Below are 25,225 nucleotides of genomic sequence, written 5' to 3' on the forward strand. Positions count from 1 at the left end.
GACCGACCGGTCGTTTGTATAGTCGGTACGCCTCCATCCGACCCGGCGCCGGCCAGGGATCACGTCCCGCCCTTGATCTGGGCGATGATGCTGTCGTCCGTGATCTCCGTGTCTCTGGCCAGGAGGAAGGCCTTGCTGAGGATGAGCGCCAGCCGGTCGTCCTCCTCGAACGGCAGGAACAGCCGCTCGTCGCGGCGCCGATCCGGGACGATGCACAGGTAGACGTCGCCCGGGTCCATGAGGATGTTGCCGCTGCCCACGTGGATCTTGTACGTGCGCAGGTCGCCCCGCACCACCAGGAACCGGTCGGTGAGCGTGCAGCGACCGCCGATGGCCGTGCGCGGCAGGATGCGGGCCAGGGCGTCGCGGCGCACCTCGCCCGAGGGCTGGAGCGGGCCCGTGGAGGTGTCGCGCCAGTAGGTGAGATGGCGGTCGTGCCCGCGGTCGGCCCAGCCGGGATCGGCGGCGATCGAGGTGACGGCCACGAAGAGATCGACGTCCCGCATGGCCTCGCTGAACACCAGCGGCGGCACCTCGGCCAGCGGCGACTCCCGCCAGCCGCCGCCCTCGTCGTGACGGTGGAAGCGCACTTGGTCGGTGGTGGCGTACTCGCCGGGCTCGTCGTAGAGGTAGTCGTGGTGGAACGACACCCGCCAGCGGCCCTCGGCCAGCACCCGCGTGGCGGCGTCGGTGTCGCCGCCGTCCCATGGGCCCAGCATCCTGGACTCCCAGTTCCTGGCTCGGAACATCGCGTACAGGCGGCGGTAGTCCACGATGTGGCCGGCGAACCGGTTGGAGTAGACGGCGGTCTCCTCCTCGGCCGGGGTGAGCGGGTAGACCTCGCGGAACGCCTGCTTGAACGGCTGCCTGACCCTCCCCTCGGTCACGGCCTCCCGCAGGCGGGCCACCTCTGCGGCGCTCGCCCGCGCCGGATGCCACAACCGCACGCGCCCCGCCTCCAGCGAGGAGGAGGGCGGCAGGGTACGCCACTCGGCGGAGGCCGTCACTGCCTTGGGCGGCAACGTGCGCCACTCGCCAGGGGCGGTCTCCGCCTCCCAGATCAGGCGGGCCGCCACCGTGCCCGCGATCGGGTGCCCGGCGATCCGGTCGCGCCACGTCTCGTACGGCCACGACATCTCCCCGGCGAGCCCGGCCTCCAGCGCCCGGCACAGCGTCGTCACCTGCCGCCGCACCTGCTTAACCAGCTCGCGCAGCCGCTTGACCTCGTCGGGATGCTCCCTGCGCACCGCCGCCGGCACGCTCTTGAGCGGCTTGCCGCCCTGCCGCCAGCCCAGCTCGAACTCGCCGCCCGCGCCCGGCGCGAGCACCGCCGTGTACTCCCCCAGCGCGACCTCCAGCCGCCCCCCGGCGCCGAACCCCAGGTCCGGCATGCGGAAGGCCACCTCCACCCGGTCGGCCAGCCCGGGCTCGGCCTTCTTGATCAGGCGGTCGAGCTGCTTGACCACGCCGGCGTGCCGGGTCGCCGCCCGGGCCGCGCGCAGCGCCGTGATCGCCTCGGGCGTCGGGAAGCGCACGACCGCGCGTCCGATCTCGAACAGCAGGGCCTGCGACGGCAGCGTCTTCGCCGCCGTCGGCGCGACCGCCACGCGGGACAGCAGGCTGTCGAGCAGCGCGGGCAGCCACGGCGCGTCGCAGTGCAGCGCCAGCCGCGCCGCCCGGCCGAGCGCCGCCACCTCCGCCGCGCTGAACGCCTTGTCGGCACGGTACGGCAGCTCCCGCGCGTGGATCGCGGCCAGCCGCGCCTCGGCCGCCTCCAGCGCGGAGCGGGCGAAGTCCGCGTACGGTGTCAACGCGGCCAGCCGATCCCACACGCCCGGCAGCTCGGGCGGCGACCCGAACGAGCGCGGCCCCACCTCCGCCACCAGCGCCCGGCCCGCCGGGTCGAGCCCCAGCACGACGTCCCGCTCGGCCATCGCCAGCGACTCCCGCGGCTCGTCCATCGGCTGCCACGCCCCTTCCACTCCGGCCACCCCGGCCACCGCCAGCAGCGCGTACGGCTCCTCGAGCCGGCCATGCGCCACCATGAACTCCGTCAGCACCCGCGCCGGCCCGGCCAGCTCCGCCTCCGGCACCCCGCCCGGGCAGCGCAGCAGCGCGCCCGCCGCCAGGCACACGTCTGCCCACCTGCGCCGCTCCAGCCCTGCCACCAGCGCGTCGTAGAGCGCCAGGCACGACGCGGGGGTGAACTCCGGCTGCCGCTCCCGCACGGCGCCCTCGACGGCGAAGCGCATCGAGGTGGCGGCGCCCGTGCCCGTCGTGCGGTAGGCGAGCGGGAGCAGGTGCCCCAGGTCGGTCGCCGTCAGCAGGGACGTGTCGGGCCACGGATGGGGGTAACCGGCGCCGGGCTCGGTGAGGTGGTGGTGGAGGCGCCGGGCTTCCGGGGAGAGCAGGTGGGTCACGTTCACGGGTCAGAAGGTTGCCGTACGCGACCGACAGAATCCGGCGGGTCCCGCGGGAGTTGGGGCCGCCGGTCCTCGGGTAGGCGCGGTTCCGGCCGGGCCGTCACGGACTCGCCGGCCTGGACGGTCCTTGTGAAGGACGAACGTCCCCGGTGCGCCGAGCCGTCCGGCCCTGCCCGTCCGCGCGGCCGTCTTCCATCCTCGGGACCAGGGAGGGTCACGATGAACAAGTCGATCAACCCGCTGATGCTGCGGCTGCGGCTCTACCGCCCGGACGGCAACCCGCTGCGCCGCCGCTCCGACCGGCGCGAGTCCGCCGTCGTGCTGGCCGCCGTGATCCTGGTGCTGGTCAGCGTGTGGCCCGCGGTCTTGGCCGGATGGAGGGCGTACGAGCGGGCGCTCCACGACGAGCGGGCCGGAGGCGCGGCCCGGCACCAGGTCACGGCGACGTTGCTGCGGGACGCTCCCCGCACGCGGGTCTCCTTCACCGAGGTGCCCGCCGAGCAGCCGACGGCCGCGGTGCGCTGGACGACCCCGGCCGGTGCGGAACGGGTGGCCGAGGTGCCCGTACCGGCGCTCGCCAGGGCGGGCTCGACCGTCAAGGTGTGGCTCGACGCCTCCGGCGCGCCCGCGCCGCCGCCCACGGACATCGCCGTCCTGCGGATGAGGGGGATCGCGACGGGCACGCTGGTCCTGCTCGGGGGCGCGCTGGTGGCCGTGGGGGCGGTCGCGGGGTGGCGGTGGCGGGCGGACCGGAGGCGGTACCGGGAGTGGGGGCTCGCCTGGGAGCGGGCCGACGAGCAGTGGCGCCACCGGCGGCAGACGTAGGCACCCCAGGAGGGGTGCTGTACCAGGGCGGGCCGGGACCGTGGGGCAGGGCCGGTCAGCCGCCCGGTGGTACGGGGTGGAGCGTCGCGGCGAGCGTGGCCTCGGCGAGCAGCGCGGCGAAGTGGCCCGGTGTGGCGGCCCGGCGCCACAACGCGCGTTGCCGGTCGGCGCCCGTCCCACGGGTCAGGACCGGGGCGAGTGACCGCGCGACCGGCTCGGGCTCGGCGAGGTGATCGAGCAGGGCCGCCAGCAGCGCGCGGTGCGGCAGCGAGCGCCCGGTGTACGGGTCGGCGGCCCGCGCCGCGAGACCGTCGCGGGCGGCGGCACCCAGCTCGGCCGCGATCCGCCGGCCGCTCACCCGCCTCATCGGCGTGCCGCGCCCGATGTCGTCGAACGCCAGCACGGTCAGCGCCCGTACCAGGGCCGCCACGGCGACGGCGTCGTCCACCGACAGGCACGAGTCCGCGATCCGCACCTCCACCGTCGGGTAGCGCGGCGACAGGCGGGCGTGGAAGTAGACGGACCTCGCGTCCAGGGCCCGGCCGGCCCGGATCAGGCGTTGCACCGCCGCGTCGTAGGCGTCCGCCGAGCGCCACACGTTCGGGGGCCGCGCCGACGGCCAGCGGACGCACTCCAGGTAGCGGCGGCTGGCCCAGCCGGTGTCCCGGCCGGACACGACGGGCGAGTTGCCGCTCAGCGCCAGGAGCGTGGGCAGGTAGGGCCGCAGCCGGGCCAGGAGCAGCACGCCCGCCTCCCGTGACGGGACGCCGACGTGCACGTGCAGCCCGCAGGTGCCCGAGCGGGCCACGAGGGAGCGGTAGCGGGCGGCCAGCTCGTGATAGCGGGGGTCGGCGGTGATGGCGGCCAGGCCCGGCCCCGGCCTTGGAGCGATCCCGGTCGCGGCCAGGTGACAGCCCACCTCGGCGGCGGCTCCCGCGACGAGCCGCCGGTTGCGGGCCAGCTCCTCGCGTACCTGCTGCAGGTCCGTGCACACGCCGGTGATCGTCTCCACCTGGAAGCGCATGAGCTCGGGCTTGGCCTGGGGGTGGCCGCCGAGCAGGGCCAGCAGCTCCGGCGCCCGGCAGGCCGGGCGGCCGTCAGTGCGGTCCAGCAGCAGGAACTCCTCTTCCACGCCGACCGTCGGCGCCCCGGGCCCTGAGCGCCGGCCGGTGATCGTGAACCTGCCTCTCGTTCTCATCACGACCTCCCCGCGGCCTCACCCTGCCGTCCGGCATCCGTCGCCTGATCCACTACCCGTCAGGGCTCGAAGTCCTCCGCTCAGAGGGGCTTTCCGCAGGTGCGACAGGTGCCCTCGGCCGCCGGTGAACGACCGCCCGGCGGATAACCCGCATCGAGCGTCAGGCCGGGCGCACACCAGTGGCGGCTGCCGTAGCGGCCTGGTGCGCGGCTGTGCCGACCGCCGGGAGGGATCACCTCGATGTCGCGCGCGCGAACCGGTGCCCGGTCGTCCCGCAGCACGCATGGGACGGGGGTCTCCGTGGTAGAGGGGTGGTTGGGGGAGCCCCCGTGACACGGCCTCCGACGGACCAACGTCCTTGGCCCTTGAGGCCGTACGGCACTGCCGCTCCCCCACCGGCGCCACGCACAGTGAGCACGAGGGAGGTGCCCCATGAAGCCGTCGATTCATCCCTTGGCTCTGCGGGTGCGGTTGTTCAGGCCGGACGGCAATCCGCTGCGCCGCCGCTCCGACCGGGTGGAGTCGGTGCTGGTGCTGGCGACCGTGCTGCTGGTGCTGGCCTGCGCGTGGCCCGCCGTGCTGGCCGGGCGGGCGGCCTACGAGGACGCCGCGAGCGAGCAGCACGCCGGTCCAGGGCTGCGGACGCAGGTCATGGCCACCCTGACGGAGAACGCGCCGCCCTCCCGCGTCTCCTACACCGAGGTGCCCGCCGTGCCGCTCCAGGCCACCGCGCGATGGACGACCCCGCAGGGCGCGACCGTGACCGGTCTCGTGCCGGTGCCGGCGCTGGCCACGGCGGGCACGCGGGTCCCGGTGTGGGTCGACGCCTCCGGGATGCCCGTCCAGCCGCCCGCCGACGACGTGGAGCTGGTCAGCCGGGGCGTCGCGACGGCGCTCTTCGTCGTGTTCCTGGCCGGCGTGGTGGCGCTGGCGGCGTTCGCGGCCTGCCGGCGGCTCCTCGACCGCAGGCGCTACCAGGAATGGGAGGCCGACTGGCTGCGCGCCGACGAGAGGTGGCGCCGCCCGCACCGTCCGTGACCCCGGGGGCAGGTGCCGTCCGGATGGACTTTCGCCTCTGCCGCGCGCCGAGGTGGGGCGGTGCGATGGGTACGGACGAGAAGCGTCGTGAGAGAGGGGCCGATCATGGAAGCCAAGCAGTGGGCCGTACAGATCTACCTGGCCGAGGACGGCGACGACACGCACGCCCGAGCGGTGCTGACCACCAGGGACGGCCAGGAGCGGGTGGCGGGCACGGGCCACGCCCGCCGCAACCCGTCCGACCCGTCGGTGCCGGAGATCGGCGACGAGCTGGCGGCCTCGCGCGCGCTGGCCGACCTCGCCGACAAGCTCGCCGTCATCACGCGGCGCGACATCACCGAGGTCGCGGACGCGGCGGTCCCGGCCCGTTCGTGGTGACCGCCGCATAGGACTCAGCCAGGACGCGCAGGCTCCCAGGCAGGACGCATGAGCCCTGGGCAGGACGCATGGGCCGGGCAGGTCGCGTGAGCCGGGCATCGCGGTGGCCCGGCACGGTCAGAGCTCCCTGCGGTTGCTCAGGGTCACCGCGGCGGCCAGGGCGGTGACGGCGACGGCCAGCGCGGTGACGGCGACGGCGAACGCCAGGAACAGCGCGCCGCGGGCCAGCCCGATCAGCAGGCGGGCGACGGGCAGCCCGCCGAGGAGGAGCGCGGTCTCGTACCAGGCGCGGCGGGCGTCCTCTCACCGGCCGTCCTCGTGGCGCGGTGCCGAGAAGCGCTCGTAGTTGGCCACGGTGGACAGCGAGCGTGGCTCGGCCCGGTCGAGGTAGAGGATGCCGTTCAGGTGGTCGGTCTCGTGCTGGGCGATGCGGGCCGGCCAGCCGGACAGCTCCATCTCGTACGGCTGCCCGCTCCCGTCGCAGGCCGCCAGCCGGACCCGCGCGTGCCGGGGGACGACGGCGGTCAGGCCCTCGACGCTCAGGCAGCCCTCGTAGAAGGCGTGGTAGCGGGATCCGAGCGGGGTGACGACGGGGTTGACCAGCTCCAGCGGCGGCTGCGGCACCCGTTCCCGCTCAGCGGCGATCTCCGGGGGCACCTCGGCGGGGTCCTCGATGACGGCCAGCGCCAGCGGGATGCCGACCTGCGGGGCGGCCAGCCCGACGCCGACGCCCGGCAGGTGCCGGAACATCGCGTCGAGCAGCTCGCGCAGCAGGGCGTCGGGGAGCTGCCCGTCGTACGGCTCGGCGGGGCGGCGCAGCACCGGGTCGCCGACCTGCGTGACCGCCCACGGCCGGGGCGCCGCCAGCAGCGCGTGCACCCGCTCGACCAGCTCGTCCCGGCCCACGCGCGCGACCGGCTCATCCCGGTTCGCCCGCGCCACCGGCTCGTCCCGGCCGCTCATCGCGCGTCTCCCGCGGGCATGGCGGCGCTCCCGGCGGGGACGCGTACGGCGTGGAACATGGTGGTGCGCCGGGGGCGGAAGCCGAGCCGTTCGTACAGGCGGATGGCGTTCGTGTTGCTCGTGGCGGCGTGCAGGAACGGCGTCTCGCCGCGGGCGCGGATGCCCGCGGCGACGGCGAGGACGAGGCGGGCCGCCAGGCCCTGGCCGCGGTGGGCGGGGTGGGTGCAGACGGCGCTGATCTCGGTCCAGCCGGGCGGGTGCAGCCGCTCGCCGGCCATCGCGACCAGCTCGCCGCGCCGGCGGATGCCGAGGTAGACGCCCATCTCGACGGTACGCGGCAGGAACGGCCCCGGCTGGGTGACCTCGACCAGGGCGAGCATCTCCGGCACGTCGGCCGCCGTGAGCCGCACCACGTCCTCCGCGCCCTCGGAAGCGGCCACACCGTCGGGAGCGCCCACACGGTCGGGAGCGCCCACACCGTCGGGAGCGCCCACACCGTCGGGAGCGGCCACGCCGTCGGGAGCGAGCGTGCCGTCACCCACCATCTGCACCGCCGGCACCCGGATGACGACCTCCCACCCGGCGGGCGGCAGGACGTCGGCCGCGTACGAGAACATCGCGCCGGGCCCGGCGAGTGCCGCCGCGTCGGCCCAGTCCCGGCCGGACGGGGTTGCGGGCAGCGCCGTGAACGGGGACACCTCCGGCGGGTACCGCAGCACATCCCCTCGCCGCTCGGCGAAACCCGCGTGCGGCCCGGTCAGAGCGGCCCGGACGGGGTGGTCGAGCGGGTGTGGGGACGCGCCCGGAGCACCGTCCACACCTGCACCAATGCTCACAGTGTCAGTGGTATTCACCCCATAAGTGATACTCGCGCCGTCAAATGCCTGTTCCGCCAGGGCCGGAATCCACGGGCGGGGGCGAGCCCTTCAGGGGCGTGGCGTCGTGGTACCTGACCTCGTACACGCGCTCGGTGAACCGCCACCCGTCAGCGGTGCGCCGGTACCGGTCGTGATAGATCGCGAAGTTGAACTCCGCGTGCCCGTCACGCAACCGCCCCAGCTCCTGCATGTACGCCCGCCCGCTGGCGCTGTCCCCCTCGATGCGGATCACTCCCGGATGCGTGGTCTGCACCAGGAACTCGACGAAGCCCGGCACCCGCCGCCCCCACGCCCGGATCTCCTCCGGCCCGGTGAGCTCGGCCGGGATGTTCGGCATCCGCAGCACCCCGTCGGGTGTGAACAGCGACGCCAGCCGGTCGTAGTCGCGCATCATCGCCGCGTCGGTGAACTCGCCGCGCAACGCCTCGATCTCGACGCGGTCGGCGATGGCCTGAAAGTCGTGCATGCCTTCCCTCTTCTCCTGTCGGTCCTTGATACGACGGCGTGCGGCGGCGGAATGTGAGGTGGCGGCCGGTCCGGCATGCTGTCTCCCATGCTTGCGAACGAGGTGGAACGGGCGGTCTCCCGATACCTGGCCGTGGCGGACCGGTTGCTGCGGGGGCGGATCAGCGGGTTCTACGTCGTCGGTTCGGTCGCGCTGGGCGCCTGGCGGGCGGGCCGCAGCGACATCGACTTCGTCGCCACAGTGGCCGGGGATCTCGGCGAAAGGGATCTGCGCCGGCTGGCGTTGCTGCACAAGGCGGGCAACGCGCCGGCGGCCTGGCGGGCGCTGGCCCGGGCCCGGCCGGACGTCCCCGGCACGCTGAACGGCGTCTTCGTTGCGGAGCGCGACCTGGGCAGGCCGGTCACAAGCCTGCGGCCGCTCGCCTCGCACAGCGGGCCGTCGTTCAAGCGGGGGCGCGGGTTCGAGGCGAACCCGGTGGTGTGGAAGGTGCTCCTGGAGAAGGGCGTCGCGGTGCGCGGCCCGGCCCCGGGCGAGCTGGGCCTCGACCCGGAGCCGGGCAGGCTGCGCGAGTGGAACCTGCGGCAGTTGCACGGCCACTTCGCCACCTGGGCGGGCCGGGCGCTGTCGGCCAGGCCCCCGCGCAAGCCGCTGCAGCCGGCCCACCAGGTGGCGCTGGCCACCGTGCTGTCGCCGCCCCGGCTGCACCACACGATCGCGACCGGCGAGGTGATCTCCAAGGAGGCCGCGGCGGAGTACGCGCTGGACACCTTCGGGCCGCGCTGGCATCCGCTGCTCCGGCTGGCCCTGGCCCGGCGGCTCGGCCTGCCCGCGCCCGCCGGTGGCGACGCGATCCTGGGGGACGCGCGCCGGCTGCCCGGCCTGGTGGGCGAGTTCGTCCTGGAGGTGATCGCGAGCGCCGGCGAGAAGTGACACCGCCGCCCCCGCCCGCACGGGCTGCGGTGACTGACCGTGCCGGTGGCCGTGCCTGAGCCACGCGCTCGCGCACCTCCTTCATCTTCACCTCGGCGTGCGGGCCGTCCATGTATCCGGCGTAGACGCGGACGAGGGCGAGCAGCTTCTCCCGCTGCGCGGCGGTCATCTCGGAGCCGGGCAGCCCCTCGTAGGGCAGCTCCAGGTTGCAGCGGCGGCTGCGCTCCGCTTCCGGGGTGCGTGGTGCGTGTCCGTACATGCCGCCAATGTCGCCGCCCAACATGAGGAACGGGTGAAGGCCCCCCTTTGAAATGGCTTGCCGGGGCAACTCCGCGCTTTATCCGGGCCGTATGCGCGGCCGACAAATCCGCCGCGCGCGGCCCGAACCGGGGCCCGGGGCAAGAGGAAAGGCCCCCTATTGAAGGGGGCCTTTCGCGGGCCAATCTAGTGCGCGGCCTCGTACTTCTGGATCACAGAAGAGGCGATGCGGCCGCGCTCACTGACCGGCAGACCGTGCGCCTTCGCCCACTGCCGGATCTCCTGGCTCTTCTCCTTGCTCATGGCTCGTGTCGTGCCGCCGGAGGTGCGCCGGCCGCGGGGTCGCGACGTGGCCGCCGTCTCCTCGCGCCGCGCCTTCGCGATGAAGGGCGCCAGAGCCGCACGCAGCCTGTCTTCGTTCTCGGGCGTCAGGTCCATGACGAACCGGTCGCCCTTGATGCTGAAGGAGACGGGATTCTCGTCCTCCATGGGGGAGCCGTCGAAGTCGTCCGTGATCGTTTCAATCAACCTCTTGGCCATGCTGGCACTCCCATTCAGCCCCAGGTTGTGCGGTACTGTAGCGCGCTGCGCGATGCCGTCAAGCCGGATCGGGATTTACCGTAAATTTTCTGTGCACGGACTGGCGGACCAGCATGAGTTCGCCTTGGTCATTCTACCTAAATAAATCGCCGCACCGGAAGATTCAGCCTTCAACCGTGCGGCTTTGCGCGCTCTCCCGTTTCATTGGCACCCGGTCACCCTGCGCCAATTTTCGGGTATGTCATTATCGTCGTTTCGAGCGGTAATTCACGGAAGGGCGCGGCACGGTCACGCGGCGAGGCGGACACGCGACCACGCGGCCGGCGGCCCGGGCGGCCGGTAACGTGAGCGGATGTGACCGAATACGTAGAGTCACCATCCGTCGGGCGCCGGTCCCGCCGCCGGTGGGTCGTGCTGCTGCTCTGCTGGGCCTCGCTGACCATGACCTCGGTCGACCGCTCCACCTGGGGGCCGGCGTCCCTGCGGGCGGGCGAGGACCTGGGGGTGTCGCTGGCGGGGCTCGGGGCGTTCGCGACGGCGTACTACGTCGGCTACGTGCTGTCCAACATCGGCGGCGGCCTGCTCGGCGACCGGATCGGCAGCCGGGTCGTACTGTCGGGGTCGCTGTTCACCGCCGGCGGCTTCATGATCGCGTTCGGGTCCGTGCCGACCGCCGGGGCCGGGATCGCGGTGCAGGCGCTGATCGGGCTGTGCGCGGGGGCCGACTTCGCGGCGGGGGTCAAGCTCATCGCCTCCTGGTTCGGGGAGCGGGAGCGGGGGCTCGCGATGGGCGTGTTCAGCATGGCCTCCTCGCTCGGCACCATGATCGCCAACGCGCTCGTGCCCCGGCTGATCCAGTGGTACGACTGGCGGGCCTCGTACCAACTGTTCGGGCTCGTGTCGATGGCGCTCGCCCTGGTGTGCCTGGCGCTGCTGCGCGAGCGGCGCGGCGCGCCGGCCGCGCGCCCGCCGCTGCGCCGCCTGGCCCGCGACCGCGACCTGCTGCTGATCGGCCTGGCCGGCCTCGGCGGGCTGTGGGGCACGTACGGCTTCGTGACCTGGTCCAACACGCTCATGGTGACGGGGCACGGCATCGACCCGGTGGCGGCGGGGACGGTCGTCGTCGTGTTCGCGGCGGCGGGCGCGGCCGGCAAGCCGGTCATCGGCCTGGCCACCGACCTGGCCGGGCGGGGGCGCAAACGGCCGGCGATCGCGGTGCTGGTGGCGTTCGCGGGCTGCCTGCTGCTGTTCGGCGGCCTGAGCACCGAGACGGCGTTCCTGGTGATGGCCGGGTTCGCGGGCCTGGGGGCGTACCTGTACTCGCCGCTGCTGATCGCCATGGTGCCCGGCTTGTCGGGGACGGCGCTGGCGGGCTCGGCGGCGGGCGCGACGAACGCGGTGGCGCAGCTCGGCAGCGTCACGGTGCCGGTCGTGGTGGGAGCGGTCTACCAGGTGACCGGCTCGTTCCCGGCCGCGTTCGCCACCCTGGCCGCCGGGCCGGTGATGGGTGCGGTGGCGCTGTCGTTCGTCCGCGAGGCCCGCTAGCTTTCTGCGGCACAATGCCCTGATGATCCGTAGACGGTTACGCACGCTCCCGCTCGTCCTGCTCCTGGTCGCGGCCTCCGGCTGCGGGCTCGCCGACCTGGCTCTCGGCGGCGGGACCGTCACCATGCCCAGCGAGTCCATGGAGCCGACCATCAAGATGGGGACGACCCTGTCGTACCGGCGGACCTCCGCCTACGTCCCCCACGTCGGCGACATCGTCCTCTACCGCACGCCGGAGGGGTGGCCCGGCACCACGGCGGGCGAAGGGCGCGTGGGGCGGGTCATCGGCCTGCCGGGCGGCACCGTCAGGTGCTGTGACGCCGAGGGGCGCCTGGAGCTGGACGGCAAGCCGCTGGACGAGCCTTACGTGGCGGCCCCTCCCGCCTCCGCGCCGGCGTTCGACGTCAAGGTGCCGGACGGGCGGCTCTGGATCATGAACGACAACCGGCACGTCGCCCTCGACTCCCGCGCCTACCAGGACGCTCCCGGCGGCGGCACCATCCGGGTCGCGGACGTGCGGGGCGTGGTGGACCTCCCGGCCCGCTGACGCCTACGGGCCGGCGGGGGCCCGCCACAGGGCGACGATGGCCTCGATCAGGCCGTCGGCGGTGGACGCCCAGGTGGGGCGGAAGGTGGGGGCGCCTTCGGCGAGGGCGCGTTCCCGTTCGACGCACATCTGGACGATCAGGTGGCGGGCCATGGCGAAGCGCTCGCCGTGGAACTCATCGGGCAGGCCGGGCAGGCAGCGGGTCAGGCCCTCGCGGTACGTCCGCAGCACCGGGGCGGCGCTGACCGCCTCATCGACCATGATCGCGCTGAACGCGGGATCGGCCATGACCTGCGCGGTGAAGCGGGCGTACCAGGTGGGGCCGCCCGCGGCCTCCAGGGTCTCCAGGTGCTCGGTGAACGGGCGGACCAGGCATGCCACCCAGTCGCGCAGGTCGGTGGAGGCGGCGATGCCGGCCATCATGCGCTCGCGGATGGCCTCGATCCGCTCGGCGTGCCTGCGGGAGATGGCCCGGATCAGGTCGGCCTTGGCGCCGAAGTGGTAGGTGACGGCGGCGTTGTTGCCCTGCCCGGCGGCCTCGCTGATCTGGCGGTTGCCGACGGCGTGCACGCCGTGCTCGGCGAACAGCCGCTCGGCGGCGGCCAGGAGCGCCTCCCTCGTCGCGCTGACCTGCTCCTCGCGTCGTCTGGTCCTGATGTTCATCTGCTTTCACCACACGGGGACTGCGCACCGGCCCGCGACGGCCCAGCCCCACAGGCCGGAGCGGGTCCTCGGCCGTGCCGGGCGCGGCCTGGCGGCGAGGTGTGACGGAAGGACAAGCCTAGGGCAGGCAGGACGCCGCAGGCGCGGACGCGAGCGGTCCGGCGCCCCACATCCGAGAGAGCGCTCTCTTGACAGGACCACTCACGTTGCCGGAAGGTTTCCGTAAACTCACCCCCCGTGGACCCGTGAGGTAACCATGGCACGCACCCCCCGTTCCAGAGCCTTGTTCGCCCTCGGTGCCGCTCTCACCACGATCCTCGCGCTGCTCGCCCCCATGGCCGGCACCGCCGCCGCGGCCCCCGCCCCCGGCCCGCTCGTCTGGTCCGACGAGTTCGACGGCGCGGCCGGCAGCGCCGTCGACGCGTCGAAGTGGCGCTTCGACATCGGCGGCAGCGGCTGGGGCAACAACGAGCAGCAGTACTACACCGACAGCACCCGCAACGCCGCCCTGGACGGCGCGGGCAACCTGGTGATCACCGCCCGCCGCGAGAACCCGGCCGGCTACCAGTGCCACTACGGCACCTGCCAGTACACCTCGGCCCGCCTGCTCACCTCCGCCACCTTCACCCGCACCTACGGCCGCTTCGAGGCCCGCATGAAGCTGCCGCGCGGGCAGGGCATCTGGCCGGCGTTCTGGATGCTCGGCAACGACATCGGCTCGGTCGGCTGGCCCAACAGCGGCGAGATCGACATCATGGAGAACATCGGCCGCGAGCCCAACACCGTGCACGGCACCATCCACGGCCCCGGCTACTCCGGGGGCGGCGGCATCGGCGCCGGCTACACGATCGGCAGCCCGTTCGCCGACGCCTTCCACACCTTCGCCGTCGACTGGTCGCCCAACCTGATCATCTGGTACGTGGACGGCGTCGAGTACCAGCGCCGCACCCCGTCCGACCTGGGCGGCAACCGGTGGGTCTTCGATCACCCGTTCTTCATGATCATGAACGTGGCGGTGGGCGGCAACTGGCCCGGCTACCCCGACGCCGGCACGACGTTCCCGCAGACCCTGACCGTCGACTACGTCCGCGTCTACGCCCCGCCGACGAGCGGCACCGGCGGCCGGATCACCGGCTACGGCGGCAAGTGCGTGGACGTCGCCGGCGCGAACACCGCCAACGGCACCGCCGTCCAGCTCTGGGACTGCAACGGCACCGCCGCCCAGACCTGGGCGTGGAACGCCGACGGCTCCGTGCGGGCGCTCGGGAAGTGCATGGACGTGACCGGCGCCGGCACGGCGAACGGCACGCAGGTGCAGCTCTACGACTGCAACGGCACGGGCGCGCAGCGCTGGACGTTCGACTCGGGCACGGGCCAGATCGTCAACCCGCAGTCCGGCAGGTGCCTGGACGCGACGGGAGTCAGCTCGGCCAACGGCACCCGGCTGCAGATCTGGGACTGCACGGGCGGAGCCAACCAGCGGTGGGCCCGCTCCTGACCTGAGACGCCGGCGGGCCTTTCCCACGGGAAGGGCCCGCCGCGCGCGAGAGAGCGCGTTCTCACTCCACCAGGTCGGACAGGGGGCGGCGGACGGCGGTCTTGTCCTCGAACGTGACGCCGAGCCGCATGATCATCTGCGGGTGCTCCCCCGAGCACAGCTCCCGCCGCAGGAACTCGCGCAGCAGGTCCATCTCCAGCGCCTGCGTGTGGAAGGCGGCGCTGACGCCCTGCGCGGCGGCCCGCAGCAGCACGTGCTGCAGCGCCTGCCCCGCCGCGATCCACTCCTCGCGCCCGTCGCGGGCCGTGGTGAGCAGCGCGGGCACCCCGATGGAGGCGGCGGTGCCGCCCTCGCCGCCCCAGTCGTGCCGCCAGGAGTAGTCGCGCTGCGGGAAGTGCGGGTCGGTGGGCGCGGCGCGCCTGGGGTAGGCGTCGGCGGGCACGCCGTCCCTGCGGCTGCTGCCGGGTGGCCGCGCCCAGCGGATCACCTCCAGGCTGAAGCGCCGGTCCCCCGCCTGGACGGCCTGCGCCGCCCGGGTGAGCGCGGCCAGGACGTCCACCGCCCCGGGCGCCCGCACCGGGGTGAGCCGGGCGCCCTCGTCGACGGCGGCGATGACCAGCCGGTCGATGAGCCGGTCGGGCACGGGCAGGTCGGTGAAGCCGGCGCGGTGGGTGCGCCGCAGCTCGATCTGCTCGCCGAGCAGCCGGGCGTCCTCGTCGGGCGGCGCGGGCGTGCCCGGCGTGACCGTGGCGAGCAGCGACGGCCGGTCGGGGTCCGGCAGGACGCGGACGACGGGCTCGTAGCCGTGGCCGCGCAGCGACGTCCGCATGGTGAACAGGGCCGCGCCGCAGCTGATCAGCAGCTCGCGCCCGGAGGCGTCGCCGACCCGCAGCCGCCGGTCGGTGTCGGCGCGCAGCGCGATCTCCTCCCCGGACACGGAGAACGTCCAGGGCTGGGTGTTGTGCACGGACGGCGCCCAGCGTGCCGCCTCCAGGGCGGCCTCCAGCGCCTCCTTCACCGTCGGACCTGTCATGTGCCCAGCCCATCACGAGGGCGCGCGCCGGATCAGGGCCGAAGGTCCTCCGTCGCGGGGTCCGTCGGCCCTGAGCGCAGGGGGACCTCCCAGCACAGGCGGGTGCCGCCCGCGCCGGGGGATTCGAGCCGGGCGGTGCCGCCGAGCCGTTCGGCGCGCTCCTCGATGTTGCGCAGGCCGCTGCGCCGGCCGGGCTCCTTGACGCCGACGCCGTTGTCCGTCACGACGAGCGTGAGCCGGTCGCCGGCCTCGACGGACACCTCGGCACGGCCGGCGTGGGAGTGGCGCACCACGTTCGACAGGGCTTCGCGCAGCACGGCGAGCAGGTGCTCGGCGACCGGCTCGGGCACCAGCGTGTCGATCTGGCCCTCCATGCGCAGCCCCGGCATGAACCCGAGGTGGCCGCCGGCCCCCTCGACCAGCCGCACGATCTGCCCGCGCAGCCCGGGCGCCACCTCGTCGACCGGACCCTGCAACGCGAAGATCGACGAGCGGATCTGCCGGATCGTCTCGTCGAGCTCGTCGATCGCGTGCTGCAGCCGCCTGGCCGCCTGCGGGTGCTCGACCAGCCGCACGGTGCTCATCAGGGTCATCGCGGTCGCGAACAGCCGCTGGATGACGACGTCGTGCAGGTCCTTGGCGATGCGGTCGCGGTCTTCGAGCAGGCCCAGCCGCTCGGCGTCGCGCCGCGCCTCGGCCAGCTCCAGCGCCAGCGCCGCCTGCCCGGCGAACGCCTGCAACATCTGCCGGTCGGCCTCGGTGAACGGCAGCCGGCCGCTCCGCTTGGCCAGCACCAGCACGCCCCGCACGCCCGGCGCGGCGCCCAGCGGCACGAGCAGCGCCGGCCTGCGCTCGGACTCGATCAGCGGCTCGCCCCGGGCGAACACCTCGCCGGCCGGCGTGCCGCCGATCTCGCAGGACGTGCCCAGCAGCTCGCGCGCGCCCTCGCCCTCGGCGGCGGCCACCCGCAGCGCCCGCTCCTCGGGCAGCAGCACCTGGGCGAGGTCGGCGTCGCTCATCTCCCTGGCCCGCGCGGCCACCACCGACAGCACCTGCCGGGGGTCGGCGCCCGACAGCAGGTGCGTGGTCACGTCGGCGGAGGCCCGCAGCCACCGCTCGCGCCGCCGCGACTCCTCATACAGGCGGGCGTTCTCGACGGCGACGCCGGCGGCGGTGGCCAGGGCGATGACGACGGCCTCGTCCTCCTCGTCGAACTCGCCGCCGCCGCGCTTCTCGGTCAGGTACAGGTTGCCGAACACCTCGTCACGCACGCGGACCGGAACGCCGAGGAAGGTGCCCATCGGCGGGTGGCCGGGCGGGAACCCGTAGGACTCGGGGTGGTCGGAGATGCGGCCGAGCCGCAGCGGCCGGGCGTCCTTCATCAGCAGGCCCAGCAGCCCCAGCCCGTGCGGCCAGTGCTCGATCTTGGCGATCTCCTCCTCGCTCAGCCCGACCGGGATGAACTGGACGAGCGTGTTCTCCTCGCCGACCACGCCGAGCGCGCCGTAGGCGGCGTCGACCAGCGCGGTCGCGGTCTCCACGATCCGGCGCAGCACCGTCTCCAGGTCGAGGTCGCTGCCGATGGAGACGACGGCCTCCAGCAGGGCGTGCACCCGGTCTCTGGTCGACAGCACGGCGTTCAGCCGGACCTGCAGCTCGGCCAGCAGCTCATCGAGGCGCATCTGCGGCATCAATGGACGGTGCTCGCTCTCCACACGATCAGTCTTTCACGCCAGGCATCACGTCGCGGGCAGCGCGGCGGCCAGCAGCACCACGCCGAGCGAGCCCACCAGCGACCCGATCGCCAGCACCCTGGCCGCCCGGGGACGGCCCGCGCCGCTGGCCCACCCGTGCGCCCCCGCCATGGCCATGACGGCGCAGAACAGCAGCAGCTTGGCCGCCAGCGTCCGCCCGTAGCCGGGCTCGGCGAGCATGCCCCACGTGACGCCCTTGTGCCAGGCGATGGCCACGCCGGTGGCGAGCTGGAGCGGCAGGAACGCCGCGACGGTCAGCACCCCGAAGCGGCGGCCCACGGCGGTCAGCACCTGCCCGCGCCGCTCGCCGTCGAGCAGCCGCCGGGCCAGCGGCAGCACCACCAGCGACACGGTGAGCTGCCCGCCGACCCACAGCGCCGCCCCGAGCACGTGCAGGAACCGCACCACCGCCCACCACGTCATGACCGCTTCCGCCCCTTTCACCTGGTCCGCGCCGCGATCAGGCTATCCGCCGGGCCGATCGCCCCCGCAGGGCACTCCTTCGGGGAAAGTAGGGACTTTGGTCCCTGTCGGGGACGGGGTCCGGGTCGGCAGGCTGTGACGGTGATGTACCAGAACGGGACGGGCGGCCGGCGGCTCCGGGAACTGCCCGAGACGGAGGCGCTGCGGCTGCTGGCGGAGGTGCCGTTCGGCCGGATCGTCTTCACCCGGCACGCGTTGCCCGCGATCCGGCCGGTGAACCACGTCGTCGTGGACGGCCGGATCGTCATCCGCTCCAGCCCCGGCACGATCCTCAGCTCCCACGTGGCGCCGGCGGAGGCGGTGGTGGCGTACGAGGCCGACGAGCTGGACGGGCACGAGCGCCTGGGCTGGAGCGTCATCGTCACCGGCGTGGCCCGCCTGGTGACCGACCCCGAGGAGGCGGCGCAGCTGAGAGGCATGCTGACCCCCTGGGTGGCGGGCGAGATGGAGCAGGTGATCCGCATCCACCCGGAGATCGTCAACGGGTTCGCGCTCGTTCCCGCGGACGCGCGGGACGGCGAGCGTACAAAGATCGGTCCGGCTGGATAGTGGGCGCGGCCCGGCCCGATGGGGAACGCTGCCGGAGGACGCAACCCCACGAGCCGGGAGAGCCCCATGGATGGCACCGGAGCACGGCCGTTCGTCATCGACCCCGCGGGCCGCGACATCCACGGCGAGGGCGAGCGCATCCGCGCGCTCGGGCCGGCCACCCGCGTCGAGCTGCCCGGCGGCGTCGTGGCGTGGGCGGTGAGCGACCAGGCGCTGCTGCGGCGGCTGCTCACCGATCCGCGCGTCTCCAAGGACGCCTACCTGCACTGGCCGGCCTGGATCAAGGGGGAGATCTCCCCCGAGTGGCCGCTGTTCGCGTGGGTGGCCGTCCGCAACATGCTGACCGCGTACGGGCCGGACCACCGGCGGCTGCGCGGCCTGGTCTCCAGCGCGTTCACCGTCCGCCGCACGGCGGCGCTGCGGCCGCGCATCGAGGCGATCACCGCGGAGCTGCTCGACGAGCTGGCCGAGGTGCCGCCGTCGACGGTGACGGACCTGCGCGAGCGCTACGCGTACCCGCTGCCCATCCAGGTGATCTGCGAGCTGTTCGGCGTCGCCGACGAGGCCACCCGCGAGGAGGTGCGCCGCTGCGCCGATTCCTTCTTCCAGGTCGGGCGGCCCGCCGCGGAGACCGCCGAGGTGCTGGCGCACCTGCAAGAGGTGCTGCGCGGGCTCGTCGCCGACAAGCGCGCGCACCCCGGCGACGACCTGTCGTCGGCCCTGATCGCCGCCCGCGACGAGCACGACGCGCCGCTGGAGGAGCACGAGTTGGTCGACACGCTGATCCTGTTCCTGAGCGCGGGGCACGAGACCACGGTCAACCTCATCGACAACGCGATCTTCGCGCTGCTCACCCACCCGGGCCAGCTCGCGCTCGTCCAGGCGGGCCGCGTGAGCTGGGAGGACGTCGTCGAGGAGACGCTGCGCAACCAGGGGCCGATCGCGAACCTGCCGCTGCGCTTCACCGTCGAGGACATCGACCTCGGCGGCGGCCTCGTGCTGCCCGCCGGCGAGCCGATCCTCGGCTGCTACGGCGCCGCCGGGCGCGACCCGCTGGTGCACGGGCGCGACGCGGGCGCGTTCGACGTCACCCGCCCCTCCAAGGAGCACCTGGCCTTCGGGTACGGCGTGCACCGCTGCCTCGGCGCCCCGCTGGCCACGCTGGAGGCCACGATCGCGCTGCCCGCGCTCTTCGGCCGCTTCCCCGGCCTGACGCTGGCGGCACGGCCCGACGACCTGCTGCCGCTGGAGTCGTTCATCTCGAACGGGCATCGCGCGCTGCCCGTCGTGCTGTCGTGATCAGGCGGTACGGACGGCGGCGACCACGACCGTCGTGTAGCTCATCGTGAACGAGCCGCCGATCGCGTCCACGGCGGCGCCGGCCGCCGCGAGCACCTCCTGGAGCTGGTCGGGAGCGAGCTGCGTCAGGACGCCCGAGGTGGGGAGCTGGTCGAGCCATTCGTCGCGGGTGTAGACGCGCTCCCAGGCGAACGTCCACTCCTCGGGCTCGCCGAACCGGCCCGACCGGCGGATCCCGTCGGCGGCGCTGGTGAACATCGGCCGGTAGCCGTCCATGGCGGACATGGTGGCGGGACGGTCGGCGAACGGGGAGTCGGGCAGCACCCGTTTGAGCGCGTCGTTGTGCGCCCGCATCAGACTGGGCGGGGTCTGGAAGACATGCCAGCAGGCCGCCAGCAGGCCGCGGGGGCGCAGCACCTCGGCCGCCTTGGCGGCTCCCTTGTCGGGGTCGATCCAGTGCCAGGCGGTCGCGGCGACGGCGGCGTCGAACGTGCGGCCGGCCGCGTCCCACTCCTCGAACCTGGCGACCTCCGTCTCGACGCCGGTGCGCCGGGCGAAGGCGGCCATGCGCTCGTCGGGCTCGACCGCGAGGACCGTGCAGCCGGCCCGCTGGAACTGCCGGGCGGCGATGCCCGTGCCGGACCCGACGTCGAGCAGGTCGCGGCCCGGGCTGGCGGCCAGGATCCGATCCACCATCGCCTGGGGGTACGGGGGCCGGGTGCGGTCGTAACGATCGGAGTCGACGCCGAACGACTCGGCCATCTTCCTGGCCTGATGCGGTTGCTGAGCAGGTGTAGTGGGCATGCGCCCACCGTAGTGGGCACGCGCCCACATGGTCAACACGCGAGCGTCCCTCCACGAACTGTTCACCCTCTCTTGGGGGACGCCACCTTTCCTGACAGGACACGAGCGGAGATCATGACCGTGTTCGTCACCCCCCCTTCCGCAAGGAGGCACCGTGCCCGCACCACCGCGCCCCCGCCCGTCCTGGCCGGTACGGCTCGCCGTCGTCCTGTCCGCCCTCGCCTCCCTCGTCGGGCTGGCCGCAGTCACCCCCGCCGACGCCGCCGTCTACGGCTCGTGCACGATCTCCCGCTGCGCCGACGCCCGCTCGGCCCGCCAGATCTGGGCCTCCAAGGGCTACCCGACCACCGCCGGCTGGTACTCATGGCCCGACGGCCGCTACAACTACACCGGCGGGCGCCACTACAACCGCGAGGGGCAGCTGCCGGTCAACGCGACCTACTACGAGTACGACGTGTACTCCCGCGCCCAGGGAGCCGCGCGCGACGCGTACCGGATCGTCGTCAACCGCAGCACCGGCGCCGCCTGGTTCTCGCCCAACCACTACACCGACTTCTACCGCCTCTGAGGGAAACGTTCATGATGTCTGCCCCGCGTTCGCTGCCCCCGTGGCTCACCGTGACCACCGGCCGGGTCGTGGACGGGCGGGCGTGCCGGACCCGCGCCGCCTTCTTCGACGAGGTGGCGCGGGCCCTGAGCTTCCCCGGCTACTTCGGCCGCAACTGGGACGCGCTCACCGACTGCCTGCGCGACATCGGAGCCGTCACGCTCGTCGTCGAGCACGCCGAGGAGCTGCTGGCCGGTGAGCCGCCCGAGCAACTCGCCACACTGCTGACCGTGCTCGCCGACGCCGCCCACGACGGGCTGACGGTGACGCTGTGCACCGGCGCCGAGCAGGAGGGCGCGCTGCGCGAGCGCGTCGGCGCCGCCCTGTCGTGAGCTCGCGCGGTCAGCCCTGGAGGTAGCGCAGGACCGCCAGGACGCGGCGGTGGTCGTTGTCGGACGGGGCCAGGCCGAGCTTGGTGAAGATCTGCGTGACGTGCTTCTCCACCGACCCGTACGACAGGAACAGGGTCTCGGCGATCGCGCTGTTGGAGCGGCCCTGCGCCATCATGGCCAGCACCTCGCGCTCGCGCGGCGTCAGCAGCGCCAGCGCGTCGCCGCGCCGGCTCGCCCCCATGATCTGCGTGACGACCTCGGGATCGAGCACGGTCTCCCCCGCCGCGATCCGCTCGAGGGCCGCCAGGAAGTCCTTGACGTCGGTCACGCGCTCCTTGAGCAGGTAACCGATCCCCCGGGCGCCGCCGGCGAGCAGCCGCGCGGCGTAGTGGGTCTCGATGTACTGCGAGAACACCAGCAGCCCCAGGTCCGGATGGTCGCGGCGGATCCTGATCGCCGCGCGCAGCCCCTCGTCGGTGCGGGAGGGCGGCATGCGCACGTCGACCACCGCCACGTCGGGACGATGCTCGGCCACGGCCGCCACCAGCGCCTCACCGTCGCCCACGGCGGCCGCCACCTCGTGGCCGCGCGAGCCGAGCAGCAGGCACAGGCCGTCGCGGAGCACCACGGCGTCCTCGGCGATCACGATGCGCATGGGCCGTCCGTTCACGCACGCAGGGGCAGATCGACACAGACCACCGTAGGGCCTCCGGCGGGGCTGTGGACGGCGAGCTCCCCGTCCACCACCCGGACGCGGTCGACCAGGCCGCGCAGCCCCGACCCACCCGCCGGAGTGCCGTCCGCCACCACGGCGCCGCCCTCGCCGTCATCCCACACCCGCAGGCGCAACCGCCCGTCCTCCGCGCGCAGCCTGATCGCGGCCTGCCTGGCGCCGCTGTGCTTGGCCACGTTCGCGAGCAGCTCGGCGGTGCAGAAGAACGCGATGGTCTCGACGGCCGGCGACGGGCGGGCGGACAGCTCCGCGTCGAGGTCCACCGGCAGCGGGCTGCGGGCGGCGAGCGTGGCCAGGGCCACCTCCAGGCCCTTGTCGAGGGCGGGCGGGTGGATGCCGCGGATCAGGTCCGTCAGCTCCGACAGGGTCTCCTTCGCCCCGCGGTGGGCGCCGTCGACCAGAGCGCGGGCGTGATCCAGCCGGTCCGGGTCGCCGCCCGCCGCCTCGTCGAGCTCCTCCTTCGCCATGCTGAGCGCCATGGCCAGCGCGGTCAGCCGGGCGGCCGTTCCGTCGTGCAGGTCCCGCTCCACCCGGCGCAGCGCGGCGGCGGCGTCCTCCACGGCCAGCGCCCTGGTCTCCTCCAGCGTACGGATGCGCGCCTGGGAGGGGGCCGGGCCGAGCAGCGTGCGCACCAGCATCCGCTCCGGCAGCAACGCGGCGTGCACCGCCCACGGCGCCAGGAACAGCAGCCCACCGCCCGTCACCGCCAGCAGCAGCGCGCCCGCCCAGCCGCTCGGGCCCGGCACGCCGGGGAGCTGCCACCACAGCGGGCACGCCAGCAGTACCAGGCCGAGCCCCCACGTCCCGGCCGCCGCCGCGAACGCCAGCGCCGCCGCGGGCAGGCGGACCACCGCGTGGATGATCGCCCGCCAGCCGGCCACGTCGCCCAGCGCCGCGCCGAGCCGGCCCAGCAGGCCACGGCCCGGGCGGTACGGGGCGGGGGCCGGCACGTCCGTGCCCGCCAGCGTCCGCGCCAGGGCCCGGTTGGCCGCGCCGAGCCTCCTGGCGGCCACCACACAGCCCGCCAGCAGCGGCAGGCCCACCACGTACGTCGAGGCCAGCACGCCCACCAGCACGGCCAGCAGATGGGCCAGGCCGAATGCGGCCATGAAGGGCACTGTCACCGTGTAGCCGAGCTCGCGCCAGATCCGCACCTGTCCGCTCCCCTCTCCTCATCGACCAGGCTGACGCACGGGCTCGGGGAGGGCCACCCGGTGAACCCCCGGGGGTTGTCCCCCTCCGGTACGGAGGATGTCCGCGTGGTGCGGCGGCGGTGGCGCGGGTGAGGGTGGCTCTGGTGATCGCTTCCGAGGAGAGGAGTCCCGACATGTTACGCAATTCCGTGAGCTGGGCGGGCGCGCTGGTGATGGCGGCCCTGATGGGGCTGAGCCCGGCCCCTGCGGCGGCTCAAGAGCCGGGGGCGGGGGCGGCGCCGACGGGGGCGGCTGAGGGGCTCGGTTCCCAGGCGCTCGCGGCTCAAGGCGCGGCGGGGGTCGTGTGGCGGGCGTGCGGCGGGGAGGGGGTGCCCGCCGGCATGGAGTGCGGGGCGATCGACGTGCCGGTGGACTGGTCCAGGCCGGGCGGCAAGCAGGTCAGGCTGGAGCTGGCCAGGCTGCGGGCCACCGAGCCGGCCGCCCGCGTGGGCAGCGTGCTCGGCGTCCCCGGCGGCCCCGGCCGCGACGGCATCGAGGACCTCAAGCTGGCCGCTCCCCACCTGACCGAGCTGCGCCGCCGCTTCGACCTCGTCGCCTACCGGCCGCGCAGCACCGTCTGGGGCACGACCGCCGCCCCGTCCTGCTGGGAGCCCGGCGTGGCGCTGCGCGACCCGCGCGACCGCCGCGCCTACGAGGCCGTGGCGGCGGCGATGGCGAAGGCGTTCGCCGCGTGCCGCGCCGACGACACGACCGGCCTGTTGGGCCACCTGGACGGGCTGTCGATCGCCAGGGACATGGAGGCCGTCCGCCGGGCGCTCGGCGAGGAGCGGCTGAGCCTCATGGCCAACTCCTACGGCGGGGTGGTCGCCGCCGCGTACATCAGGCTGTTCCCGCAGCGCATCAGGGCCATGTACCTGGACGGGGTGGTCAACCAGACCGAGGGCTGGCCCATGGTGAACCTCGTGACGCGCGCGGGCTCGGAGCAGGCGCTGGAGCGGTTCGGCCGCTGGTGCGCGGCGACGCCCGCGTGCGCGCTGCACGGCGAGGACGCCGCGGACGTCTGGCGCCGGCTCACCCGCGCCGCCGACCGAAAGCCCATCCCGGTCACGTCGCAGCAGTTCGGCGAGGGCGAGCTGACCGGCTGGCACCTGCGTAACTTCGGCTTCGTCCCCGACCCCGGCCCCGATCACGCGCGCTGGCTGGCGCTGGCCGAATGGACGGACAAGGCGCGGCACGGCGACGGGTCGGGGTTCGCCGACTTCGCCCTGGGCAACACGCGGGCGTGGGCGACGCCCGTGGTGCTGGCGATGAGCTGCGGCGACGGGCGCGGCTACACCGGCTGGGCGCAACTGCGGCAGTACCGCCGCGACGTCCGCGAGGTCGCGCCGAGCTTCCCGGGGGCCGCGTTCGACCAGGTGGGCTGCATCGGCTGGCCGGAGCCGGTCGCCAACCCGCCGCGCCCGCTGGAGGTGCGCGGGCTGCCGCCGATGCTCGGGGCCGGCGCCCTCGAAGGCGACTTCTCCTGGACCGAACGGTTCATCCGCATGGTGCCGGGGTCGGTCACCGTGGGGTACGACGGGCCGGGGCACGTGCTCTACCTGTCGGGCAGGAAGTGCCCCATCGCGCACGCCACCGCGTACCTGACCGAGCTGCGGCTGCCCGCGCCGGGCACCATCTGCCCCGCTGAATGAGCCCACCGAATGAGCCCGCCGGATGAAGCTGCCGGGCCGGCGTGCCTCAGCGCTGGCCAGGCGCGGCGGCGACGGCCTGGATGTGGGCGTTGCGCAGGAGGATGAGCCTGCTCAGGTAGCGCTTCAGCACCAGGAGGTCGGCGAGCGTGCCCAGCGGGGGCACGGGGGCGGCGAAGTCGACGACGTCCGTCATCAGCGTGGCGGCGCCGTCGTGCGCCGCCTGGAACGTGTGCGCGTGGTGCCACCGCCGGAACGGGCCTCTCACCTGCTCGTCCACGAAGAACGAGGGGCGTTCGCAGACGCTGATGACCGAGGTCAGGTGCCAGGTGATGCCGAAGTGGCGGGCGCGCCACGTCACCTGGTCGCCCAGGGCGAGCGTCCCGGACGTGACGCCCGCCACCGCCCGCTCGCCCGTGTGACCGAAGGAGGTCGTGTGCACGTCCACCGACAGGGACACGTCGAAGACGACCGGCGGCGGCGCCGGGACGAGCGTCGTCACCTCGAAACGCGACACACCCGGATCCTAACGACGCGCCTGCCACGGGTCCGGCCCGCCCCCGGCCTCGCGCCGGCGCGATGGGCCGGCGCGGGGTCGGCGCGGGGGTCGGCGCGGGGTCGGCGCGGGGGTCGGCGCGG

At 74.2% G+C, this 25,225-nt stretch carries 26 protein-coding genes and 1 pseudogene; 12 read left to right on the forward strand and 15 right to left on the reverse strand.

Annotated elements, in window-relative coordinates; all coding sequences use genetic code 11:
* Positions 1 to 59: 59 nt before the first annotated feature.
* Positions 60 to 2,426 carry a DUF4132 domain-containing protein gene (locus HCN51_RS62530; RefSeq protein WP_168015598.1) on the reverse strand — a complete coding sequence of 789 codons (2,367 nt, stop codon included), beginning with the start codon at positions 2,424 to 2,426 and terminating at the stop codon, positions 60 to 62.
* A 216-nt stretch (positions 2,427 to 2,642) separates the two neighbouring features.
* Between HCN51_RS62530 and HCN51_RS35125 the strand changes: the two genes are divergently transcribed.
* A complete protein-coding gene (locus tag HCN51_RS35125; RefSeq protein WP_168015600.1) occupies positions 2,643 to 3,248 on the forward strand; it encodes an Rv1733c family protein in 606 nt (201 codons plus the stop codon).
* A gap of 55 nt (positions 3,249 to 3,303) precedes the next feature.
* Here HCN51_RS35125 and HCN51_RS35130 read toward each other — a convergent pair whose 3' ends face one another.
* The gene (locus tag HCN51_RS35130) at positions 3,304 to 4,446 is read right to left on the reverse strand and encodes a carboxylate-amine ligase (RefSeq protein ID WP_168015602.1); all 1,143 of its coding nucleotides are present in this window, start codon (positions 4,444 to 4,446) and stop codon (positions 3,304 to 3,306) included.
* A gap of 432 nt (positions 4,447 to 4,878) precedes the next feature.
* Here HCN51_RS35130 and HCN51_RS35135 point away from each other — a divergent pair, with 432 nt between their 5' ends.
* Both HCN51_RS35135 and HCN51_RS35140 read left to right on the forward strand, forming a co-directional pair.
* Positions 4,879 to 5,484 (forward strand): Rv1733c family protein, encoded by a 606-nt coding sequence (locus HCN51_RS35135; protein WP_168015604.1) that lies wholly within the window; start codon positions 4,879 to 4,881, stop codon positions 5,482 to 5,484.
* Positions 5,485 to 5,589: 105 nt separating this feature from the next.
* Entirely contained in the window at positions 5,590 to 5,862 is a 273-nt protein-coding gene (locus HCN51_RS35140) for a DUF1876 domain-containing protein (protein ID WP_168015606.1), read from the forward strand.
* Between the two features lie 303 nt (positions 5,863 to 6,165).
* Here HCN51_RS35140 and HCN51_RS35145 read toward each other — a convergent pair whose 3' ends face one another.
* The 3 genes from HCN51_RS35145 to HCN51_RS35155 are packed head-to-tail and all read right to left on the reverse strand — an operon-like array spanning position 6,166 to position 8,169.
* Positions 6,166 to 6,825 carry a peptide deformylase gene (locus HCN51_RS35145; RefSeq protein ID WP_168015608.1) on the reverse strand — a complete coding sequence of 220 codons (660 nt, stop codon included), beginning with the start codon at positions 6,823 to 6,825 and terminating at the stop codon, positions 6,166 to 6,168.
* A complete protein-coding gene (locus tag HCN51_RS35150; RefSeq protein ID WP_346433899.1) occupies positions 6,822 to 7,643 on the reverse strand; it encodes a GNAT family N-acetyltransferase in 822 nt (273 codons plus the stop codon). The genes HCN51_RS35145 and HCN51_RS35150 overlap by 4 nt, the downstream gene beginning before the upstream one ends.
* A gap of 58 nt (positions 7,644 to 7,701) precedes the next feature.
* Positions 7,702 to 8,169 carry a nuclear transport factor 2 family protein gene (locus HCN51_RS35155; RefSeq protein ID WP_168015610.1) on the reverse strand — a complete coding sequence of 156 codons (468 nt, stop codon included), beginning with the start codon at positions 8,167 to 8,169 and terminating at the stop codon, positions 7,702 to 7,704.
* Positions 8,170 to 8,256: 87 nt separating this feature from the next.
* Here HCN51_RS35155 and HCN51_RS35160 point away from each other — a divergent pair, with 87 nt between their 5' ends.
* Entirely contained in the window at positions 8,257 to 9,099 is an 843-nt protein-coding gene (locus HCN51_RS35160; RefSeq protein WP_168015612.1) for an aminoglycoside adenylyltransferase domain-containing protein, read from the forward strand.
* Between the two features lie 70 nt (positions 9,100 to 9,169).
* Here the strand turns inward: HCN51_RS35160 and HCN51_RS63100 are convergent.
* Positions 9,170 to 9,382: pseudogene (locus tag HCN51_RS63100) on the reverse strand (DUF3500 domain-containing protein); the annotation flags it as partial.
* A 161-nt stretch (positions 9,383 to 9,543) separates the two neighbouring features.
* Positions 9,544 to 9,897 carry a histone-like nucleoid-structuring protein Lsr2 gene (locus tag HCN51_RS35170; protein ID WP_168015614.1) on the reverse strand — a complete coding sequence of 118 codons (354 nt, stop codon included), beginning with the start codon at positions 9,895 to 9,897 and terminating at the stop codon, positions 9,544 to 9,546.
* A 354-nt stretch (positions 9,898 to 10,251) separates the two neighbouring features.
* On the opposite strand from HCN51_RS35170, the gene HCN51_RS35175 reads away from it, so the two are divergent.
* Together HCN51_RS35175 and lepB are read left to right on the forward strand one after the other, a co-directional pair.
* On the forward strand, positions 10,252 to 11,442 hold the full coding sequence (locus HCN51_RS35175) for an MFS transporter (RefSeq protein WP_346433900.1): 1,191 nt from the start codon (positions 10,252 to 10,254) through the stop codon (positions 11,440 to 11,442).
* 22 nt (positions 11,443 to 11,464) lie between these two features.
* Positions 11,465 to 11,989 (forward strand): signal peptidase I, encoded by a 525-nt coding sequence (gene lepB, locus HCN51_RS35180; protein WP_168015616.1) that lies wholly within the window; start codon positions 11,465 to 11,467, stop codon positions 11,987 to 11,989.
* Positions 11,990 to 11,992: 3 nt separating this feature from the next.
* Here the strand turns inward: lepB and HCN51_RS35185 are convergent, their stop codons facing one another.
* The gene (locus tag HCN51_RS35185) at positions 11,993 to 12,652 is read right to left on the reverse strand and encodes a TetR/AcrR family transcriptional regulator (protein WP_168015618.1); all 660 of its coding nucleotides are present in this window, start codon (positions 12,650 to 12,652) and stop codon (positions 11,993 to 11,995) included.
* A 256-nt stretch (positions 12,653 to 12,908) separates the two neighbouring features.
* Between HCN51_RS35185 and HCN51_RS35190 the strand changes: the two genes are divergently transcribed.
* Positions 12,909 to 14,150, forward strand: coding sequence for a glycoside hydrolase family 16 protein (locus HCN51_RS35190; RefSeq protein WP_168015620.1), 1,242 nt, complete (start codon positions 12,909 to 12,911; stop codon positions 14,148 to 14,150).
* 61 nt (positions 14,151 to 14,211) lie between these two features.
* Here the strand turns inward: HCN51_RS35190 and HCN51_RS35195 are convergent, their stop codons facing one another.
* The 3 genes from HCN51_RS35195 to HCN51_RS35205 are packed head-to-tail and all read right to left on the reverse strand — an operon-like array spanning position 14,212 to position 17,360.
* Positions 14,212 to 15,183, reverse strand: coding sequence for an Acg family FMN-binding oxidoreductase (locus HCN51_RS35195; protein WP_168015622.1), 972 nt, complete (start codon positions 15,181 to 15,183; stop codon positions 14,212 to 14,214).
* Between the two features lie 32 nt (positions 15,184 to 15,215).
* On the reverse strand, positions 15,216 to 16,874 hold the full coding sequence (locus HCN51_RS35200) for a sensor histidine kinase (RefSeq protein WP_168015624.1): 1,659 nt from the start codon (positions 16,872 to 16,874) through the stop codon (positions 15,216 to 15,218).
* 48 nt (positions 16,875 to 16,922) lie between these two features.
* Positions 16,923 to 17,360: a hypothetical protein gene (locus tag HCN51_RS35205; RefSeq protein WP_168015626.1), complete on the reverse strand. Its 438-nt coding sequence runs from the start codon at positions 17,358 to 17,360 to the stop codon at positions 16,923 to 16,925.
* A 144-nt stretch (positions 17,361 to 17,504) separates the two neighbouring features.
* Here HCN51_RS35205 and HCN51_RS35210 point away from each other — a divergent pair, with 144 nt between their 5' ends.
* Together HCN51_RS35210 and HCN51_RS35215 are read left to right on the forward strand one after the other, a co-directional pair.
* Positions 17,505 to 17,969, forward strand: coding sequence for a pyridoxamine 5'-phosphate oxidase family protein (locus HCN51_RS35210; protein ID WP_168015697.1), 465 nt, complete (start codon positions 17,505 to 17,507; stop codon positions 17,967 to 17,969).
* Positions 17,970 to 18,035: 66 nt separating this feature from the next.
* Entirely contained in the window at positions 18,036 to 19,268 is a 1,233-nt protein-coding gene (locus HCN51_RS35215; protein WP_168015628.1) for a cytochrome P450 family protein, read from the forward strand.
* Here the strand turns inward: HCN51_RS35215 and HCN51_RS35220 are convergent, their stop codons facing one another.
* Positions 19,269 to 20,072, reverse strand: coding sequence for a class I SAM-dependent methyltransferase (locus HCN51_RS35220; protein WP_168015630.1), 804 nt, complete (start codon positions 20,070 to 20,072; stop codon positions 19,269 to 19,271).
* Positions 20,073 to 20,226: 154 nt separating this feature from the next.
* Here HCN51_RS35220 and HCN51_RS61630 point away from each other — a divergent pair, with 154 nt between their 5' ends.
* Together HCN51_RS61630 and HCN51_RS35230 are read left to right on the forward strand one after the other, a co-directional pair.
* The gene (locus HCN51_RS61630) at positions 20,227 to 20,640 is read left to right on the forward strand and encodes a ribonuclease domain-containing protein (protein WP_168015632.1); all 414 of its coding nucleotides are present in this window, start codon (positions 20,227 to 20,229) and stop codon (positions 20,638 to 20,640) included.
* Positions 20,641 to 20,651: 11 nt separating this feature from the next.
* Positions 20,652 to 21,011: a barstar family protein gene (locus HCN51_RS35230; RefSeq protein ID WP_168015634.1), complete on the forward strand. Its 360-nt coding sequence runs from the start codon at positions 20,652 to 20,654 to the stop codon at positions 21,009 to 21,011.
* 10 nt (positions 21,012 to 21,021) lie between these two features.
* Here HCN51_RS35230 and HCN51_RS35235 read toward each other — a convergent pair whose 3' ends face one another.
* Complete coding sequence (locus HCN51_RS35235; protein ID WP_168015636.1) at positions 21,022 to 21,666, reverse strand: LuxR C-terminal-related transcriptional regulator; 645 nt, start codon at positions 21,664 to 21,666, stop codon at positions 21,022 to 21,024.
* Between the two features lie 11 nt (positions 21,667 to 21,677).
* Positions 21,678 to 22,853 (reverse strand): sensor histidine kinase, encoded by a 1,176-nt coding sequence (locus HCN51_RS35240; protein ID WP_168015638.1) that lies wholly within the window; start codon positions 22,851 to 22,853, stop codon positions 21,678 to 21,680.
* Positions 22,854 to 23,071: 218 nt separating this feature from the next.
* On the opposite strand from HCN51_RS35240, the gene HCN51_RS35245 reads away from it, so the two are divergent.
* Complete coding sequence (locus HCN51_RS35245; RefSeq protein ID WP_168015640.1) at positions 23,072 to 24,589, forward strand: alpha/beta fold hydrolase; 1,518 nt, start codon at positions 23,072 to 23,074, stop codon at positions 24,587 to 24,589.
* 46 nt (positions 24,590 to 24,635) lie between these two features.
* On the opposite strand, the gene HCN51_RS35250 is transcribed toward HCN51_RS35245, so the two are convergent.
* On the reverse strand, positions 24,636 to 25,103 hold the full coding sequence (locus tag HCN51_RS35250; protein WP_168015642.1) for an SRPBCC family protein: 468 nt from the start codon (positions 25,101 to 25,103) through the stop codon (positions 24,636 to 24,638).
* Positions 25,104 to 25,225: the final 122 nt, after the last annotated feature.

Origin of the sequence: Nonomuraea composti (assembly GCF_012034275.1) — a bacterium.
Classification (GTDB): domain Bacteria; phylum Actinomycetota; class Actinomycetes; order Streptosporangiales; family Streptosporangiaceae; genus Nonomuraea; species Nonomuraea composti.

Coding starts and splice junctions, on each gene's coding strand:
- HCN51_RS35155 (WP_168015610.1), bottom strand. CDS start 8,169: ATGCACGACTTTCAGGCCATCGCCGACCGCGTCGAGATCGAGGCGTTG.
- HCN51_RS35230 (WP_168015634.1), top strand. CDS start 20,652: ATGATGTCTGCCCCGCGTTCGCTGCCCCCGTGGCTCACCGTGACCACC.
- HCN51_RS35140 (WP_168015606.1), top strand. CDS start 5,590: ATGGAAGCCAAGCAGTGGGCCGTACAGATCTACCTGGCCGAGGACGGC.
- lepB (WP_168015616.1), top strand. CDS start 11,465: ATGATCCGTAGACGGTTACGCACGCTCCCGCTCGTCCTGCTCCTGGTC.
- HCN51_RS35195 (WP_168015622.1), bottom strand. CDS start 15,183: ATGACAGGTCCGACGGTGAAGGAGGCGCTGGAGGCCGCCCTGGAGGCG.
- HCN51_RS35235 (WP_168015636.1), bottom strand. CDS start 21,666: ATGCGCATCGTGATCGCCGAGGACGCCGTGGTGCTCCGCGACGGCCTG.
- HCN51_RS35160 (WP_168015612.1), top strand. CDS start 8,257: ATGCTTGCGAACGAGGTGGAACGGGCGGTCTCCCGATACCTGGCCGTG.
- HCN51_RS35215 (WP_168015628.1), top strand. CDS start 18,036: ATGGATGGCACCGGAGCACGGCCGTTCGTCATCGACCCCGCGGGCCGC.
- HCN51_RS35200 (WP_168015624.1), bottom strand. CDS start 16,874: ATGCCGCAGATGCGCCTCGATGAGCTGCTGGCCGAGCTGCAGGTCCGG.
- HCN51_RS35245 (WP_168015640.1), top strand. CDS start 23,072: ATGTTACGCAATTCCGTGAGCTGGGCGGGCGCGCTGGTGATGGCGGCC.
- HCN51_RS35220 (WP_168015630.1), bottom strand. CDS start 20,072: ATGCCCACTACACCTGCTCAGCAACCGCATCAGGCCAGGAAGATGGCC.
- HCN51_RS35130 (WP_168015602.1), bottom strand. CDS start 4,446: ATGAGAACGAGAGGCAGGTTCACGATCACCGGCCGGCGCTCAGGGCCC.
- HCN51_RS35135 (WP_168015604.1), top strand. CDS start 4,879: ATGAAGCCGTCGATTCATCCCTTGGCTCTGCGGGTGCGGTTGTTCAGG.
- HCN51_RS35190 (WP_168015620.1), top strand. CDS start 12,909: ATGGCACGCACCCCCCGTTCCAGAGCCTTGTTCGCCCTCGGTGCCGCT.
- HCN51_RS35125 (WP_168015600.1), top strand. CDS start 2,643: ATGAACAAGTCGATCAACCCGCTGATGCTGCGGCTGCGGCTCTACCGC.
- HCN51_RS35205 (WP_168015626.1), bottom strand. CDS start 17,360: ATGACGTGGTGGGCGGTGGTGCGGTTCCTGCACGTGCTCGGGGCGGCG.
- HCN51_RS35145 (WP_168015608.1), bottom strand. CDS start 6,825: ATGAGCGGCCGGGACGAGCCGGTGGCGCGGGCGAACCGGGATGAGCCG.
- HCN51_RS35185 (WP_168015618.1), bottom strand. CDS start 12,652: ATGAACATCAGGACCAGACGACGCGAGGAGCAGGTCAGCGCGACGAGG.
- HCN51_RS35170 (WP_168015614.1), bottom strand. CDS start 9,897: ATGGCCAAGAGGTTGATTGAAACGATCACGGACGACTTCGACGGCTCC.
- HCN51_RS35210 (WP_168015697.1), top strand. CDS start 17,505: ATGTACCAGAACGGGACGGGCGGCCGGCGGCTCCGGGAACTGCCCGAG.
- HCN51_RS35240 (WP_168015638.1), bottom strand. CDS start 22,853: ATGGCCGCATTCGGCCTGGCCCATCTGCTGGCCGTGCTGGTGGGCGTG.